The sequence below is a fragment of the Fictibacillus fluitans genome, assembly GCF_030418125.1.
Classification (GTDB): domain Bacteria; phylum Bacillota; class Bacilli; order Bacillales; family Fictibacillaceae; genus Fictibacillus_C; species Fictibacillus_C fluitans.
In genome coordinates this window covers 199,356-212,857 of the sequence record NZ_JAUHTR010000007.1, presented here as the reverse complement: position 1 = coordinate 212,857, position 13,502 = coordinate 199,356, and the positions used below count along the sequence as shown (strand labels likewise).

The following is a 13,502-nucleotide window of genomic DNA, read 5'->3' as shown; positions in this document are numbered from 1 at the left end:
TGATTTTGGTTAACCCTCATACTAAAGTTGAGAAAAGATATAGAAAACAAGGAGGCTCATCTTGGATCCGGTAAACATCTTAATTATCGAAGACGAAAAGAAAATTGCCAGAATACTGGGGCTGGAACTGGAGTTTGAGGGCTATCAATATGATATTTCCTACGATGGGCTGGATGGGTTAACCAAAGCAATGAAGCAGGAGTGGGACTTGATTCTTCTTGATGTGATGATTCCGCAATTGAGTGGCATGGAGGTGCTGAGGCGATTGCGGTCGGCGAACAATGACACGCCGGTCATTTTGCTGACAGCCCGTGATTCGGTACCTGACATTGTCAGCGGCCTTGATCTTGGAGCCAATGACTATGTTACGAAGCCTTACCAGACAGAGGAGCTGCTGGCGAGAATCCGTACAGCGTTAAGATTTAAAGGAGCGAAGGAGAAATACGGGGAAGACCTCATCACAATTTCAGATCTGACAGTGGACGAAAAATCACGGGTAGTAAAACGCGGCAACCGGGAAATTGAATTGACCCGCAGAGAATTCGATCTGTTATGCTACCTTGTGAAAAACAAGAATCAAGTGCTCAACCGCGACCAGATTCTTAGCCATGTGTGGGGATTCGATTATTATGGTGACACGAATGTGGTGGACGTTTATATCCGGTATCTGCGCAAAAAATTGGACAATCAAGAACAAGAGGATTTGATCCATACGGTCCGTGGAGTGGGGTATTGCATAAGGAGCAGCAAAGGTGAAGATTAAAACCAAGATCCAGATGCTGTCTACGGTATGGCTCTTTATTATGGTTATGATTATTAACTCGTGCATTTACTTTATGTTTTATAAACTATCAACCGAATCGGAAAGAGACCGGCTGACCAGGCAAACAGAAGTCATCGCCCAGGCGGTCAAGCCTCATCTGGCCTCACGGACTGCTGTTGTTGATCTCTTGAGAGCCTATATTCCCTCCAACGGGAGGATCCGAATTATTTCGGAAGATTCCAAGTCTGTCCTGGTCATTGAAAAAGACAACCATCAGCTTACCGATCTAACACCGCATTTCTCAAACAGCCAATCTGCGGACATTTTTAAAAATGATGGAAAGCTTTCCGTTCGAAGCCACATTCCGTTAATCTGGAGCGACGGAAATGTAGTGACGCTGGAAGTCGTTGAAGGATTGAGCCAGGTGGAGGAGAATCTCAATATCTTGCGCTGGGTGCTGCTGGCTGCATCCCTCGCCATCTTAATTCCCTCCATCGCAAGCGGCAGAATCCTGGGGAATTTGATCCTCAAGCCTGTGGCTGCCATGATTGGAACAATGAAGGAAGCACAGAGAGAACGGTCCTATAAAAAGATTCCTCTCACGAATCGTTCCAAGGATGAGCTGTATACCGTGGCGGTCACCTATAACCATTTAATGGACCGGCTGCAGGAAAACTATGAAAAGCAGCAGCAGTTTGTTTCCGATGCTTCCCATGAATTAAAAACACCGTTAACCATCATTCAAAGCTATACCCAGTTGCTGAAACGCCGCGGTCTGGAGAGGCCGGAGCTTTTTCAGGAAGCCGTGGCTGCCATTGATGCGGAAGCGGTTCATATGCAAGAGATGACCCGGCAGTTATTAAAACTCGCTGTAAGCACTGATGATTTTCAGCTGCCAACAGAAAAAATAGAACTTAATGCTTTTTGCGGAAAGTCCATCGCGTCATTTAATGCCATCCACAACCGGGATCTCCGGTTTTATCCTTTTAAAGAGAAGCAGATTGTCCTGGGAAACCTTGAAGGATTAAAGCAGGTTCTTTTTATCCTGCTGGATAATGCTCAAAAATACAGCAAAGAACAGATCGAGGTAACCATCGGCAATGAAGGTCCTTCCGCCTCTATTGTAATAAGGGATTACGGTGAAGGAATTCCTGAGAAGGATTTGCCGCATGTTACCGAGCGGTTCTACCGGGTCGACAAAGCGCGGAACCGTGAAACCGGAGGCAATGGACTCGGTCTCTCCATCGCTCAGCAGGTGATTCAAAACATGAATGGCAGTATGCGCATCCAAAGTAAAGAAGGAGAAGGAACAGAAGTAACCCTGTTGTTGAAAAAGACAGAAGATGGCGGGATTGAGGAGGGAGTATGACACCGAAAAAGAGTTGGTTGATCGGGATAGCAGTTTTAGTAATCTTGGCCGGCGCGGGAATAGGATATTACATGAATGTCAGGGAGAAAAATCAAACGCTAAGTCAGCTGCAGGCGGAGGAGCTTGTCACGGCAACGTATGATGGGGATGTAAAGCGAACGCAGCTGGTGAACGAAAAGTATTTCGATATCTTGTTTGATGGTGCAAAAGGGCAATATACGATCCATGCCGACGCAAAAACAGGAAATATTTTATCTGTAAAAAAAATCAACAATAAGCGCGGGAAGAAGGATGACACAGAACCAAGAGGAGATCCTTCTGCCAAACTAACGGAACAGGAAGCAAGAACCATCGCAGCCAAGGAAGTAAAAGGCGAGGTCGATGATGTGGAACTCAAGGGAGAGGGTTCTGATCAGGTGTATGAGGTGGAAGTGAATACGAAAACCAAAGAAGCGAAAGTGTATGTGAATGTTTACACCGGAAAAGTCAGCTCGATTGTCTGGGACAATGATAATGATTAAAATGTAAAAAGACCTGCTGATCAGAGCAGGTCTTTTAATTTTGGTTCTTTAACGCTTCAATTTCTTTTTCCAGACGCTCCACTTTTTTGTGGATTTCCTGGTTGGGAGCTGCAATTTTCCGTGTCATCAAAATGATGGTGCCCGCTATGATGACCACAAGCCCAATCAGCGCAATGAAGAAAAACAAATACAAATCAGACAAGCGTCTCAACCCCTTTTCGTGAGTGTATATTTCATGTGCTCTCCTCTATTGCAGCATCCCTACACAAGTTCTTTTTCGCTCTCCCGCTCCAGTTTCACCAGCTCTGCATCGCTGTTGGGGCGATTTAGAAGAAGATCCCTTAAAATATGGGAGCCCAGCATACTGTAGACGGTTCCGTTACCTCCATAGCCGAGCAAATAGTACAAACGGTCTCTGTGTGGATGTTTTCCGATAAAGGGGAGGTTATCGAGAGATTCACCAAAACTCGCTCCCCATGCACAGTCAATTTTTATCGGGAGATCCGGAAACAGATTTTCCAGCTCTTTTTTTATCCGCTGTGCGCGGTTATCGATCCATTCCTTACTTTGAGGGGCTTCTGGCTTATCCTCGTCCAGCCCGCCGGCTATGATTCGGTTATCAACCGTTGTACGCATATAAAAGTAGGGGCGTTTGGTTTCCCAGATCATGGCGTTGTCCTCCCATGAAGATAAATCGTCAATCGGTTCGGTTGCAATGGCATAGGACCGGTTGATGTCCGATCCGATTTTATCATTTATCGGATTGGTATCATAACCGGTAGCATAAATGATGTCCGTTGCAGAAAACGTTCCAATGGAAGTGTTCAGCATAACCTTGTCAGACTGTTCTTCAGCCTCCATTGCCTCGACGTTTTCAAATAAATGAACCCCTTTTTGCTGGATATGTTCCAAAATCCCCTGAATAAAGCGATATGGATTTACCTCTGCATCTCCATGTGTAACGAGAGCGGCGGCTTTTGAAAAGGGCAAGTGCTTTTTCATTTCTACTTCGTCCCAATATTCTGCAGGAAAGCCATGTCTGGTTAAGGCCGCGAATTCCTTTTGAAGCTTTTCAACATCATCCTTAGTACTGGCATAACAAATGCTTTTCCGCTTGATCATGTCCACCTGGCGGGGAAGGGAATCTGCCACTTTTTTCAACTGATCCACCGCTTCCTGACACAGCTTGTAGAAGCGCACTGCTTTTTCTTCCCCGATTTGTTCAATCAGTTCATACAGCATAATATCGTTCGAAAACTGAAGGAGTCCTGTATTGGCTGAAGAGCTTCCACCAGCCATTTCTCTTTTATCAATGATCGCAATGTGAAGACCTTCCTTGGCCAGGGTATAGGCCGTCAATGCGCCGGACATACCGCCGCCAACAATTACTGCATCGTAATGGGGATCGATTTCTTTTCTGCCTCTAATAGTCTTTTCCCCATCAAGGGTAGTGGGCCAGAAGAGGCTGCCGTTATGCAATTCCATAGTTATTCCTCCTGCTTGACTGCTTCTATCGTACTTTTACCCTATTTAGCAACCAAGTTAACAAGTAAAGTGCAGGAAAAGTTTAGAGCAGCAAATCCCCTTGAAGCAATGGAAAAATCGTAGATGCCAGGATAATCGAGATGATGGCTGCTGTGATCATGGCCAGACTGGCGAAGGTCCCTTCCAGCTCGCCCATTTCAAAGGCTTTCGCAATGCCCGCACCAAGTGCGCTCATGCCCAGCATTAAGCCTTTTGCTGAGGGTTCTTTTATTCGCAAAAGCTGTATAAGGAAGGTTCCGAGCAAACCGCCGACCACACTGGTGATAATGATGAATACTGCAGTCAAGGTTGGAATACCGCCGATTACTTTTGAGATGCCCATGGCAACAGGTGTGGTAATCGAGCGGGGGACAAGGCTGTTGGACAGTTGACTTCCTAAATGCATCCATACTGCATAGAGAAAAGACGAAACGATCGCCACGGCCGATCCTATGGTTAAACTGCAGAGGATTTCCACAAAGTTCTTCTTCACAACATCAAATTGTTTGTACAGCGGAACCGCGAAAGCAATGGTCGCCGGCCCCAGCATGTAGCCCAGCCATTTGGCTCCTTTATAATAAGCAGGAAAAGAAGTGTTGGTAGCGTTAAGCAAAAGGATTAAAACGATGGGACTGATTAAAATCGGCGTCAGGATGACGAGCTTCCAGCGGTTATAGCATTTTATATTCAGCCAGTACACAAAGTACGTGACAGCGATACTAGCTGGAATGAGAAGAAGATTCACCAGGAACATCCTTTCGTCTTTTGGCGATCCATTGGGCGGTCAACCCGGTGAATGCCATGACAGTGATCGTGCTTAAGGCAATGACAGCGAGAAGTTTCCACCATTGCCCGCCAATCATGTCTTTGTAATCTACAACACCTACGGCAGATGGAATGAAGAAGAGTAGAAACTCGGCAAGAAGCCAATTGGCACCCTGTTCCACCCATTCAAGCTTTATGACCCTTAACACAAGAAGCAGAAATAATAGAACCAATCCGATCATGCTTCCAGGAAGAGGGAGGCTAGCGTAATTGGCAATCGCATTTCCGAGCAGGAAAAGCAAAGTGATGGCCGCTACTTGCAGCAGACCGGTAACAAATTTCATGGTGTATACCTCTTTCATTGCTTTAAATAAAGGAACCGCTCTAAGCGAACGGCTCCTTAAGGTATGGTGGACGATTTATTAATGCTGGTTTTCGTTAACGGAAACAGCGGCTTTTACTCCGCGCTGGGCGAAAACTCTTTTTGCCACCGCAAGCGCGTTAAGAACTCGAGGGAATCCGGTGTAAGGAATCAGCTGTACGAAGCCTTCGACAATCTCAGTCGGTGTCAGGCCGGCAGTGAGTCCGGTATTGATATGAAGCTCAAGCTGCGGTTCTGTACCTTGTGTAACAAGAGAAGAAATCGTAATCTGGGCGCGCTGTTTGTTGGACAGCCCAGAGCGTGAATAAATATCGCCATAGCCAAATTCAATAATATACTTCGCTACATCCGGTGCAATATCTTTAAGATCCTCCGAGATTTTTAAATGAGTGGAAACCTCCTCATTTTCGGTTATGGTGTACTCCATCAATTTATCGAGTCCATGTTGATAACGATCTGTTTTCATTGTGTAACATCCTTCCACTATAATAATTGATCACATGGAAAATGATATCTCATATCAAGTTATGCGTAAAATACATAATGATTATAATATGTATAACTTTTTAGAATGATAAGCAATGAAAAAAGGATACAAAAAGGACCGAATTTCCGTTTCGGTCCTTTTTGTATCCTTTTTTATTCAACAGAGAGCCTGTCCAGTATAGGCTGAACCACATGGTCAATGGAATGTTTCTCATTCACGGATCCAGGAACAACCAATTGATACATTGCTTCGAAATAATCACCGAGCGCCTTTTCCAAGGATATCCCCACATCTTGTAAGAAGGAAGTATTTAAAAGCGTTTTTAGTGCCGTTTCGTCCCGCATGATAAGAATTTTCGGGTTAATGGAATGGAAGACACCATCAGTTATGCCGTCTTGATAAAATTTTTGAACAGCTTGACGGTTTTCCTTGTGGGACTGAAGCTTTTTTTCATAAAGCAGGGGACAGCTTTCCTTCAAATCCTTTATAAAAACATCGGAAGTGTAATAGCCAGAGAAAACGGCTTGTTCAAACACTTTCTGTAAACGTACTGAATAAGAGCGTGTCTGGTCCTGAATGAACTCCTTCGATTCCTCTAAGTAATCGGTGTAAACGATGATTACTTCTTGAATGACATCTTCTTTGGATGAAAAGTAATTATAGAGAGAGGCCCTGCTAATGTTCATTAATTTTGCGATTTTCGGGATGGTCATGGCACGGAAGCCTTGTGTTCGGACTTCATTCATCATTTTTCTTACATACACTTTCCGCATTTTTAATCGCTCTTCCGGGGTTATTCTTCTCATTCCAAAACCATCCCTTTCTGACATGAATTATAGCATAAACACCTTTTTGTCTCACAAGGCAAATGAGTTTACAAAAGACGGGAAGAGGGGTAAAGTCTTATGCAGACCTTATTTTAGACGAAATTTATAAAAAACGTCTAAAGTTAGGTGATTTAATGATAAAGGAGAGTTATGTACATGATGAACACAGACTTTTCACGTATATATATCAACGGAGAATGGCAAAACGGAACAAGTGATAAAACGATGAAAAACACAAATCCGTTTACAGGGGAAGAACTTGTCAGCACCCAGGCAGCGTCCAAAGAGGATTTGGACGAAGCGTATAAAGCAGCCGCTCGTGCACAGAAGGAATGGGCCGAAGAGCTTCCGCAAAACAAGAGGGCGGTGATTGAAAAGGCTGCTGAAATTATGATGGACAATAAAGAGCTGATTATTGATTGGCTGATCAAAGAATCTGGAAGCACGTATATGAAAGCAAATATTGAATTTCGGGCTTCTCTTAACATTCTTAAAGAATCTGGAACGTATCCGTACCGAATGGAAGGAAAGATTCTTCCATCCCAAACACCGGGCAAGGAAAATCGGGTGTATCGCAATCCGCTTGGTGTTATCGGCATCATCAGTCCCTGGAATTTTCCGTTCCACTTGGCGATGCGTTCCATTGCGCCAGCTCTTGCAACGGGTAATGCAGTAGTCGTTAAACCAGCTACAGATACTCCGGTTACTGGCGGGTTAATCTTCGCAAGTATCTTTGAAGCAGCGGGTCTTCCAAAAGGACTGTTGAATGTTGTTGTCGGAAGAGGCTCTGAAATCGGTGATGCTATTGTCACTCATCCGGTCCCACGGTTGATCTCATTTACTGGATCAACGGAAGTGGGAAGACATATAGGTGAGATTGCTGGCAAAGAGCTGAAAAAAACAGCGCTTGAGCTGGGTGGAAATAATGTGTTTATCGTGCTTGATGATGCGGACATGGATCAGGCTGTGGAGTCTGCATTATTCGGTAAATTTTATCACCAGGGGCAAATATGCATGGCCATTAACCGTATTTTTGTTCATAAAGATAAATACGATGAATTTGAAGAACAGTTCATTCAGCGTGCAGAGAAGTTAAAATTCGGAAATCCGGCAGAGCAGGACACCAATGTGGGGCCACTGATTAATCATGAACAGGCAGAACGTATCTTAAAAGATGTGGAAGCAAGTGTGAAGCAGGGAGCAAAAGTCCGACTTGGCGGAAAAGTGGACGGAAACGTTCTTCAGCCTACCGTATTGACTGATGTGACCAACGATATGCCGGTCGCTGAAAATGAGATTTTCGGACCAGTTGCGATCCTGATTCCGTTTGAAAGTGAAGAGGAAGTGATTGAAATGGCTAATGCTTATCCGTACGGATTAAGCGGAGCAGTCCACTCATCCAACATTGAACGTGGCACTCAGGTCGCACACCAAATTCATACCGGCATGATCCATGTCAATGACCAGCCGGTTAACGATGAAGCTCACATGCCATTTGGCGGGGAAAAGAATTCAGGCCTTGGCCGCTTTAACGGTGAATGGGTGCTCGAAGAATTTACAACCCTTAAATGGCTTTCTGTTCAGCATAACCGCAGAGATTACGGTCCATTCATTAAATAAGAACAAAAAAAGAGAGCCGCAGCTATGAGCTGAGGCTCTCTTTTTTTATTTAACTTGCTGGGCATTAAATACTTTCACGTCCAGTGGACGGATGAGGTAGTTTTGCGCTTTGCCGACAAACTCAGTGAAATGGCTGCTTTTGTTGTGAGCGTCCACTGCCTCTAAGTCCTTCCAGTTTTCAACCATCATATACGCGCTGTCTTCAACAGTATCTTTATAAAGATCATAGGATACATTGCCGCCCTCTTCCTGAGATGCGGAGATCAGCTGCTGTACTTCTGCTAGAAATTCTTCTTCTTTAACCGGATTAACGAACATTTTTGCGTGAATTAGAATCATTTTCATTCTCTCCTTTATTAATGTGGGATTATTTCCATTCTGCGACTTTTTCAACAGGCAAACGAACAGATGCATAACCAGTGTTAGCAGCTTTTCCGATGGAAATCAGCATAACAGGTACATATCGGTCCTTGTCCAACCCGAAAGCTTCAGCGATTTGGTCTTTTTCATAACCGCCGATTGGGCATGTATCGTAACCATGCGCACGGGCAGCAAGCATAAGGCTCATGGATACAATTCCGCCGTCAACGAGAACAACATCCTTATTGTCTGCCGGGTCGAGGTTTTCAAAGTGAGCAGAAAGTTTCTCCATCATTTGTTCTTTCACCTCTTGAGGCATAAATCCTTTTTCAACCGCTTTGCTGTAGATTTCTTCTCCGTTGTCAAAGTTGTTGAGGTCGCCAAAAACAGCGATCATGGCAGCTGAAGTTTCCACCTGTGAAGCGTTGAATTTCGCTAAAGGCAATAGTGTTTGTTTTGCTTCGTCACTTTCGATGACTAGAAAACGCCATGGCTGCATGTTGGTAGAAGAAGGTGCCAACGTCGCTTTTGACAGGATTTCTGTCATTTCTTCTTTGCTGATTTTAACAGAAGGATCGTAATAACGGATCGAACGGCGTCCTGTTAGAAGTTCATTATAGTCATTGATAAGTGTTGTATTCATGAGTACATTCTCCTTTATTTTACGTTATTCTAAGGTGTCTGAAGATTAGCCTTCAATTTGTTCGGCGTTTTGCTGCATGCGGTGAAGCATGTCAACAAGAACAGGGAGTTCTTCATCAGAAAAACCTTGAAGAAGGCTGGTGACAAATTGATCCCTTTCCTTTCGATAGGAAAGAATTTTGCTGCGGCCCTGCTCCGTAAGGGTTACAAGCGTGACACGGTTGTCCTCTGGGTTCTTTCGCCGGTTCACCATTCCTGAAGCCTCGAGCTGCTTTAAATGCCTGGTGACCGCTGCATTATCAATGTGCACCACTTTTTGCAGCTTGGTCTGGCTGATCTCTTCTGCATCATATAAATGCTGAAGAAGCTCCAGGCGGGACTGGCTGATCCCGGTACAGCGTTCAAACTTGGGACTGATTTGGTAGTGAAGCTCCCGTAATATATATGCAATTTGCGCTTTTGACGCACATTTATGGTCCATGGAATCTCCTCTTTCGGTAATCTTTGACACCTCAATGTTTGATACGTCAAACAATATAACGCGATTAAAATAAATTGTCAACCGCCTTGCTTTAAAGTTAAGGATTTATTAAGCTTCAGCGATTACACTCTGTGTATACTTCAAGAAAAACAGTAACCTTCAAATACAGGAGTGTGTGATACATGAATAAAAAAGTAAAGTGGTCGGTGATTTCTGTCAGCACAGTGACTTTCTTTACCTTCGGCGGGCTGGTTGCCAGGCATCAGGCGGGGACCAATGTACAAAACGATTCTACGCAGGATACAAACAGACATGCCTATCATGATAAGTTTAACGATGATCAGGGAGATACATTTGGTTTTACAGACGGCGGGGAGCAGGATGATGATTCATTTGACCAGGGACAATCCTCTGACTGGGGACAGGATCATTTCCAGCAAGCTCCAAGCGGAGGTTTTGAACAGGATCATGGAAGTTCAGGTTCGTCGCGATGATTTTCCGGTCCATGAACAGCAAAATCATTCTGGAGGGCATGAAACCGGAGATTCAGGAGCAGATGAAAGAAGAGATATTACATTTCGAGCAGACCGCCAGCAGGTTTATAAAGGGAAATGCGCTTGATTTTGTTAACAGCGCATCTCTGCATTCGCCGATATTTATGGAGCAGGAATTGTTTGAACTGTTGAAGCGCTCACTGAGACTTGCCAAGCTGGCTCATTATTATGTGCATCCTTTTGTTGGAGAAGAGATGAAAAACGCAGGATATGTTTCTTCCTTTTCCGAAAGAGAACTAATTTTCGAAACGCCCATGTCTGATTCTACAAATGAACGGTCTCTTCCATTTCGGTTGCCGGTCGAGTTGCTTACAAACCAGTGGATCATAAAAAAGCAGCCTTTCTCTTTTGACTTTGGAGGCTTTGGAAAAGGGTTGATAGTCGACCGGCTGAAAGAGCGGTTTTATAAAGATGAGGAGAACTGGCTGGTAAATGCCGGCGGTGACCTGCTCATTAATGGCACCATGACAGCAGGCATTGAGCATCCTGTCCACATGGGACAAGATATGATCCGCCTTCAGCTGGAAAACGCTGCGCTTGCGACCTCAGGAAAGAATTATAGAAAGTGGAACAATGGACATCACATACTGAATGGCCGAACAGGAAAGCCGGCAAACAATGGAGTTTTGCAGGCAAGTGTGATTGCCAAAACCGTGATGGAGGCAGAAACAGCTGCGAAGATCTTTTGCATTCTTCCGTACAAAGAGGCCAGGGCGCTGCTGCAGAAAAATTTCCCGGGGATTGCGTACTTTGTTTATTTTGAGGACCACCAGCTTGTAACAGGCGGAAACCCAGCATTGTATAAAGAGATGGAGGTGGCACGTTGAACTGGATCTGGATACTCGTTCGAGCGACAGGGTTGACGGCATATTTCCTGCTTACTCTGTCACTGCTTGCCGGCATCCTGCGCCATGTCCCCAGAAACAAAGGATTTTATCTTTCGTTTCACCAGATCATTGGCCAGGTTGCAATGCTTTTTATCGGCATTCATGCTTTTCTTCTATTATTTGATCAATACCAGCCGTACTCGCTGGAAGCGATATTTATTCCTTTTGCGTCAGCCTACGAGCCATTTTTGTCTGCTTTGGGAACCATAGGTGCTTACCTGCTGCTCATCGTTCTTTTCACATCAGATTTTATGAAGATGATCGGCCGGTCGGCATGGAAGAAAACACATTACCTTGTTTTTCCGCTTTGGCTCGTTTCCTTTTTACACGGAATCTTATTGGGAACGGATTCTTCCGCCATTTGGGCACCGATTTTCTATTGGAGCACTTTCGCTGTTATTATTGGAGGAACGATCTATCTTGGAGCGGTAATGACACGTACAAGATCATTAAGATAAAAAAATGCCCGCGGTTTTAACCGCGGGCATTTTTTATTTATAAAAGCTCGATTCCCATAATTCTGGCAATATCTTTCCGTTCGCTTTCGAGCTCTTTAATCCCTTTTAAATTGGCCAGCATACCTTGAAACACCATTTTGTTCGGTGTTTCTTTTTCGTTTTCACTGAGCAAAAACTCGATCACACTTTTCAATTCATCTCTTTTTTCGGCTGAAAGGGGGAGGCCGTCCATTGTTTTTCCCATCGTAAACAGACGCTGGTGGATGGTGTCCTGCAGGGACTGTTCACTATCAAGGTGCAGGCGGGAAAACAGGTTTTCCAAATGAGCGCCCGAGATCATAACATCTTTCTTTTTCTTCAGGCCGTCAACAATATCATCAAGCCGATGAAGCAAAAACTCTGCCAATGCTTCCGGCTGAATCAGCTGGTCATCGAAAACAAAAATACGGATGTAGGTGTTTTGCAGCCCCTGAGCCATCAGGATTAGATCTCCCAAATGCGGGGTAATATCCTCTCCATACAAAGAGAGCAGGTTTTTCTCCAGCCATTTCATGGACTTGTACTGAGTTTTGAGCATATGTTTCCGCATTTCTTCGTTGATCGTGGAATTTTGTTCCCTGAAATGCATGATGATGAAGTTTTTATGTTCTGTAAAAGAAGTAAACAGCGCAACCATCTGTTTTTTAATGGTTTCCCGCGGAGGCAGGTTCTGGTCTTCGATCGCTGAAATCCTTTGGGTGATTTTATCGTTGTAAAAATGAAATAGCGCTACCATCAATTCTTCTTTGGAAGAAAAATAATTATAAAATGCTCCTTTAGACATCCCCGCATGATCGGTTATGTCCTGGATTGATGTTGAATGAAATCCTTTCTCCGCAAACAACGCTATTGCAGATTCAATAATCTCGACTTTTCTCTGTTTCATCCCATACCTCCGAATACTGTTTTCCAATTGAATGATAAAAAGATATCTATTGAAGAATCGTTATAATTCCTTGCATTACAGATGACGGTCAGATATATTTAAAACTGTTATGACCGTTCGTTTATATTATAGCACAATCCGACTGGTCAGTCATTAGTGGAGGGAGCAACAAGAATGAGTGGGATTATACGATTCTGTTTGAAGAATAAATTTGCTGTTTGGCTGTTAACGCTGCTGGTTGTAGCGGCCGGGCTTTATTCCGGTTTAAATATGAAGCTCGAGACTATGCCTAACATCAACACACCAATTGTTTCCGTAACAGCAGCCTATCCAGGTGCCACACCTGAAGAAGTGGCAGATAAGGTGACCATTCCGATTGAGAAAAAGGTTAAGAATCTTTCAGGAGTGAATTCGGTCACTTCCTCTTCTTATCAAAACGTCTCATCGGTACAAATCGAATACAGTTTTGATAAAGACATGGAAAAAGCAAAAGAGGAAGTACAAGAAGTTCTTGCCAACATCAATCTACCCGATTCTGCGGAAGATCCCAGTGTGTCACGGCAAAGCTTTAATGACCTCCCGATTTTGTCATTAAGCGTGTCCGACAAAAACAAATCGCTCAAGGAATTGACCAATACCGTTGAAGATGATGTCGTTCCGACCCTTGAAGGAGTGGAAGGCGTTTCATCCGTACAGGTAGCGGGACAAAACGTGGAAGAAGTCCAGCTTGATTTTAAAGCCGATGAATTAAAGAAAAACGGATTGACGGAAGACACGGTCAAGCAATTCATCAAGGGTGCCAATGCGTCCATGCCGCTTGGTCTGTACAACTTTAACAACACCGAAAAATCTGTCGTTGTCGACGGTCAAATCACCACTGTAAAAGAACTGAAAAACCTGGAAATCCCGGTAACCCCTCAAGCTTCCGAAGCTGGAG

At 44.2% G+C, this 13,502-nt stretch carries 17 protein-coding genes and 1 pseudogene; 8 read left to right on the top strand and 10 right to left on the bottom strand.

Annotated elements, in window-relative coordinates:
• The first annotated feature begins 61 nt into the window (after positions 1-61).
• Genes QYB97_RS14715 through QYB97_RS14705 form a run of 3 tightly spaced genes read left to right on the top strand, consistent with a single transcriptional unit; the run spans position 62 to position 2,653 of the window.
• Positions 62-763, top strand: coding sequence for a response regulator transcription factor (locus QYB97_RS14715; RefSeq protein ID WP_301166758.1), 702 nt, complete (start codon positions 62-64; stop codon positions 761-763).
• Complete coding sequence (locus tag QYB97_RS14710; RefSeq protein ID WP_301166757.1) at positions 753-2,132, top strand: sensor histidine kinase; 1,380 nt, start codon at positions 753-755, stop codon at positions 2,130-2,132. The genes QYB97_RS14715 and QYB97_RS14710 overlap by 11 nt, the downstream gene beginning before the upstream one ends.
• Entirely contained in the window at positions 2,129-2,653 is a 525-nt protein-coding gene (locus tag QYB97_RS14705) for a PepSY domain-containing protein (protein WP_301166756.1), read from the top strand. Before QYB97_RS14710 ends, QYB97_RS14705 begins: the two co-directional genes overlap by 4 nt.
• A gap of 34 nt (positions 2,654-2,687) precedes the next feature.
• Here QYB97_RS14705 and QYB97_RS14700 read toward each other — a convergent pair whose 3' ends face one another.
• The 6 genes from QYB97_RS14700 to QYB97_RS14675 form a co-directional block, all read right to left on the bottom strand.
• The gene (locus QYB97_RS14700; RefSeq protein WP_301166755.1) at positions 2,688-2,855 is read right to left on the bottom strand and encodes a hypothetical protein; all 168 of its coding nucleotides are present in this window, start codon (positions 2,853-2,855) and stop codon (positions 2,688-2,690) included.
• A gap of 59 nt (positions 2,856-2,914) precedes the next feature.
• On the bottom strand, positions 2,915-4,138 hold the full coding sequence (locus tag QYB97_RS14695) for an NAD(P)/FAD-dependent oxidoreductase (protein WP_301166754.1): 1,224 nt from the start codon (positions 4,136-4,138) through the stop codon (positions 2,915-2,917).
• A gap of 82 nt (positions 4,139-4,220) precedes the next feature.
• Complete coding sequence (locus QYB97_RS14690; RefSeq protein WP_301166753.1) at positions 4,221-4,922, bottom strand: LrgB family protein; 702 nt, start codon at positions 4,920-4,922, stop codon at positions 4,221-4,223.
• Positions 4,897-5,286, bottom strand: coding sequence for a CidA/LrgA family protein (locus QYB97_RS14685; protein ID WP_301166752.1), 390 nt, complete (start codon positions 5,284-5,286; stop codon positions 4,897-4,899). The genes QYB97_RS14690 and QYB97_RS14685 overlap by 26 nt, the downstream gene beginning before the upstream one ends.
• 78 nt (positions 5,287-5,364) lie before the next feature.
• Positions 5,365-5,790 carry a carboxymuconolactone decarboxylase family protein gene (locus QYB97_RS14680; RefSeq protein WP_301166751.1) on the bottom strand — a complete coding sequence of 142 codons (426 nt, stop codon included), beginning with the start codon at positions 5,788-5,790 and terminating at the stop codon, positions 5,365-5,367.
• A 173-nt stretch (positions 5,791-5,963) separates the two neighbouring features.
• Positions 5,964-6,617 (bottom strand): TetR/AcrR family transcriptional regulator, encoded by a 654-nt coding sequence (locus QYB97_RS14675; RefSeq protein ID WP_301166750.1) that lies wholly within the window; start codon positions 6,615-6,617, stop codon positions 5,964-5,966.
• Between the two features lie 180 nt (positions 6,618-6,797).
• On the opposite strand from QYB97_RS14675, the gene QYB97_RS14670 reads away from it, so the two are divergent.
• A complete protein-coding gene (locus QYB97_RS14670; protein ID WP_301166808.1) occupies positions 6,798-8,258 on the top strand; it encodes an aldehyde dehydrogenase family protein in 1,461 nt (486 codons plus the stop codon).
• 45 nt (positions 8,259-8,303) lie between these two features.
• Here the strand turns inward: QYB97_RS14670 and QYB97_RS14665 are convergent, their stop codons facing one another.
• From QYB97_RS14665 to QYB97_RS14655, 3 genes are read right to left on the bottom strand one after another with little or no spacing between them, the layout of a single operon-like run.
• The gene (locus QYB97_RS14665; protein WP_301166749.1) at positions 8,304-8,597 is read right to left on the bottom strand and encodes a putative quinol monooxygenase; all 294 of its coding nucleotides are present in this window, start codon (positions 8,595-8,597) and stop codon (positions 8,304-8,306) included.
• A gap of 28 nt (positions 8,598-8,625) precedes the next feature.
• Positions 8,626-9,261, bottom strand: coding sequence for a nitroreductase family protein (locus QYB97_RS14660; protein ID WP_301166748.1), 636 nt, complete (start codon positions 9,259-9,261; stop codon positions 8,626-8,628).
• Between the two features lie 45 nt (positions 9,262-9,306).
• Complete coding sequence (locus QYB97_RS14655; protein ID WP_301166747.1) at positions 9,307-9,741, bottom strand: MarR family winged helix-turn-helix transcriptional regulator; 435 nt, start codon at positions 9,739-9,741, stop codon at positions 9,307-9,309.
• A 182-nt stretch (positions 9,742-9,923) separates the two neighbouring features.
• Here QYB97_RS14655 and QYB97_RS14650 point away from each other — a divergent pair, with 182 nt between their 5' ends.
• From QYB97_RS14650 to QYB97_RS14640, 3 genes are read left to right on the top strand one after another with little or no spacing between them, the layout of a single operon-like run.
• On the top strand, positions 9,924-10,235 hold the full coding sequence (locus tag QYB97_RS14650; RefSeq protein ID WP_301166746.1) for a hypothetical protein: 312 nt from the start codon (positions 9,924-9,926) through the stop codon (positions 10,233-10,235).
• Between the two features lie 38 nt (positions 10,236-10,273).
• Complete coding sequence (locus QYB97_RS14645) at positions 10,274-11,122, top strand: FAD:protein FMN transferase (protein WP_301166745.1); 849 nt, start codon at positions 10,274-10,276, stop codon at positions 11,120-11,122.
• Complete coding sequence (locus QYB97_RS14640; RefSeq protein ID WP_301166744.1) at positions 11,119-11,640, top strand: ferric reductase-like transmembrane domain-containing protein; 522 nt, start codon at positions 11,119-11,121, stop codon at positions 11,638-11,640. Before QYB97_RS14645 ends, QYB97_RS14640 begins: the two co-directional genes overlap by 4 nt.
• Positions 11,641-11,677: 37 nt before the next feature.
• Here QYB97_RS14640 and QYB97_RS14635 read toward each other — a convergent pair whose 3' ends face one another.
• Positions 11,678-12,565 (bottom strand): TetR/AcrR family transcriptional regulator, encoded by an 888-nt coding sequence (locus tag QYB97_RS14635; RefSeq protein ID WP_301166743.1) that lies wholly within the window; start codon positions 12,563-12,565, stop codon positions 11,678-11,680.
• Positions 12,566-12,739: 174 nt separating this feature from the next.
• Here QYB97_RS14635 and QYB97_RS25220 point away from each other — a divergent pair.
• Positions 12,740-13,489 (top strand): annotated as a pseudogene (locus tag QYB97_RS25220) (efflux RND transporter permease subunit); the annotation flags it as partial.
• Between the last annotated feature and the right edge of the window lie 13 nt (positions 13,490-13,502).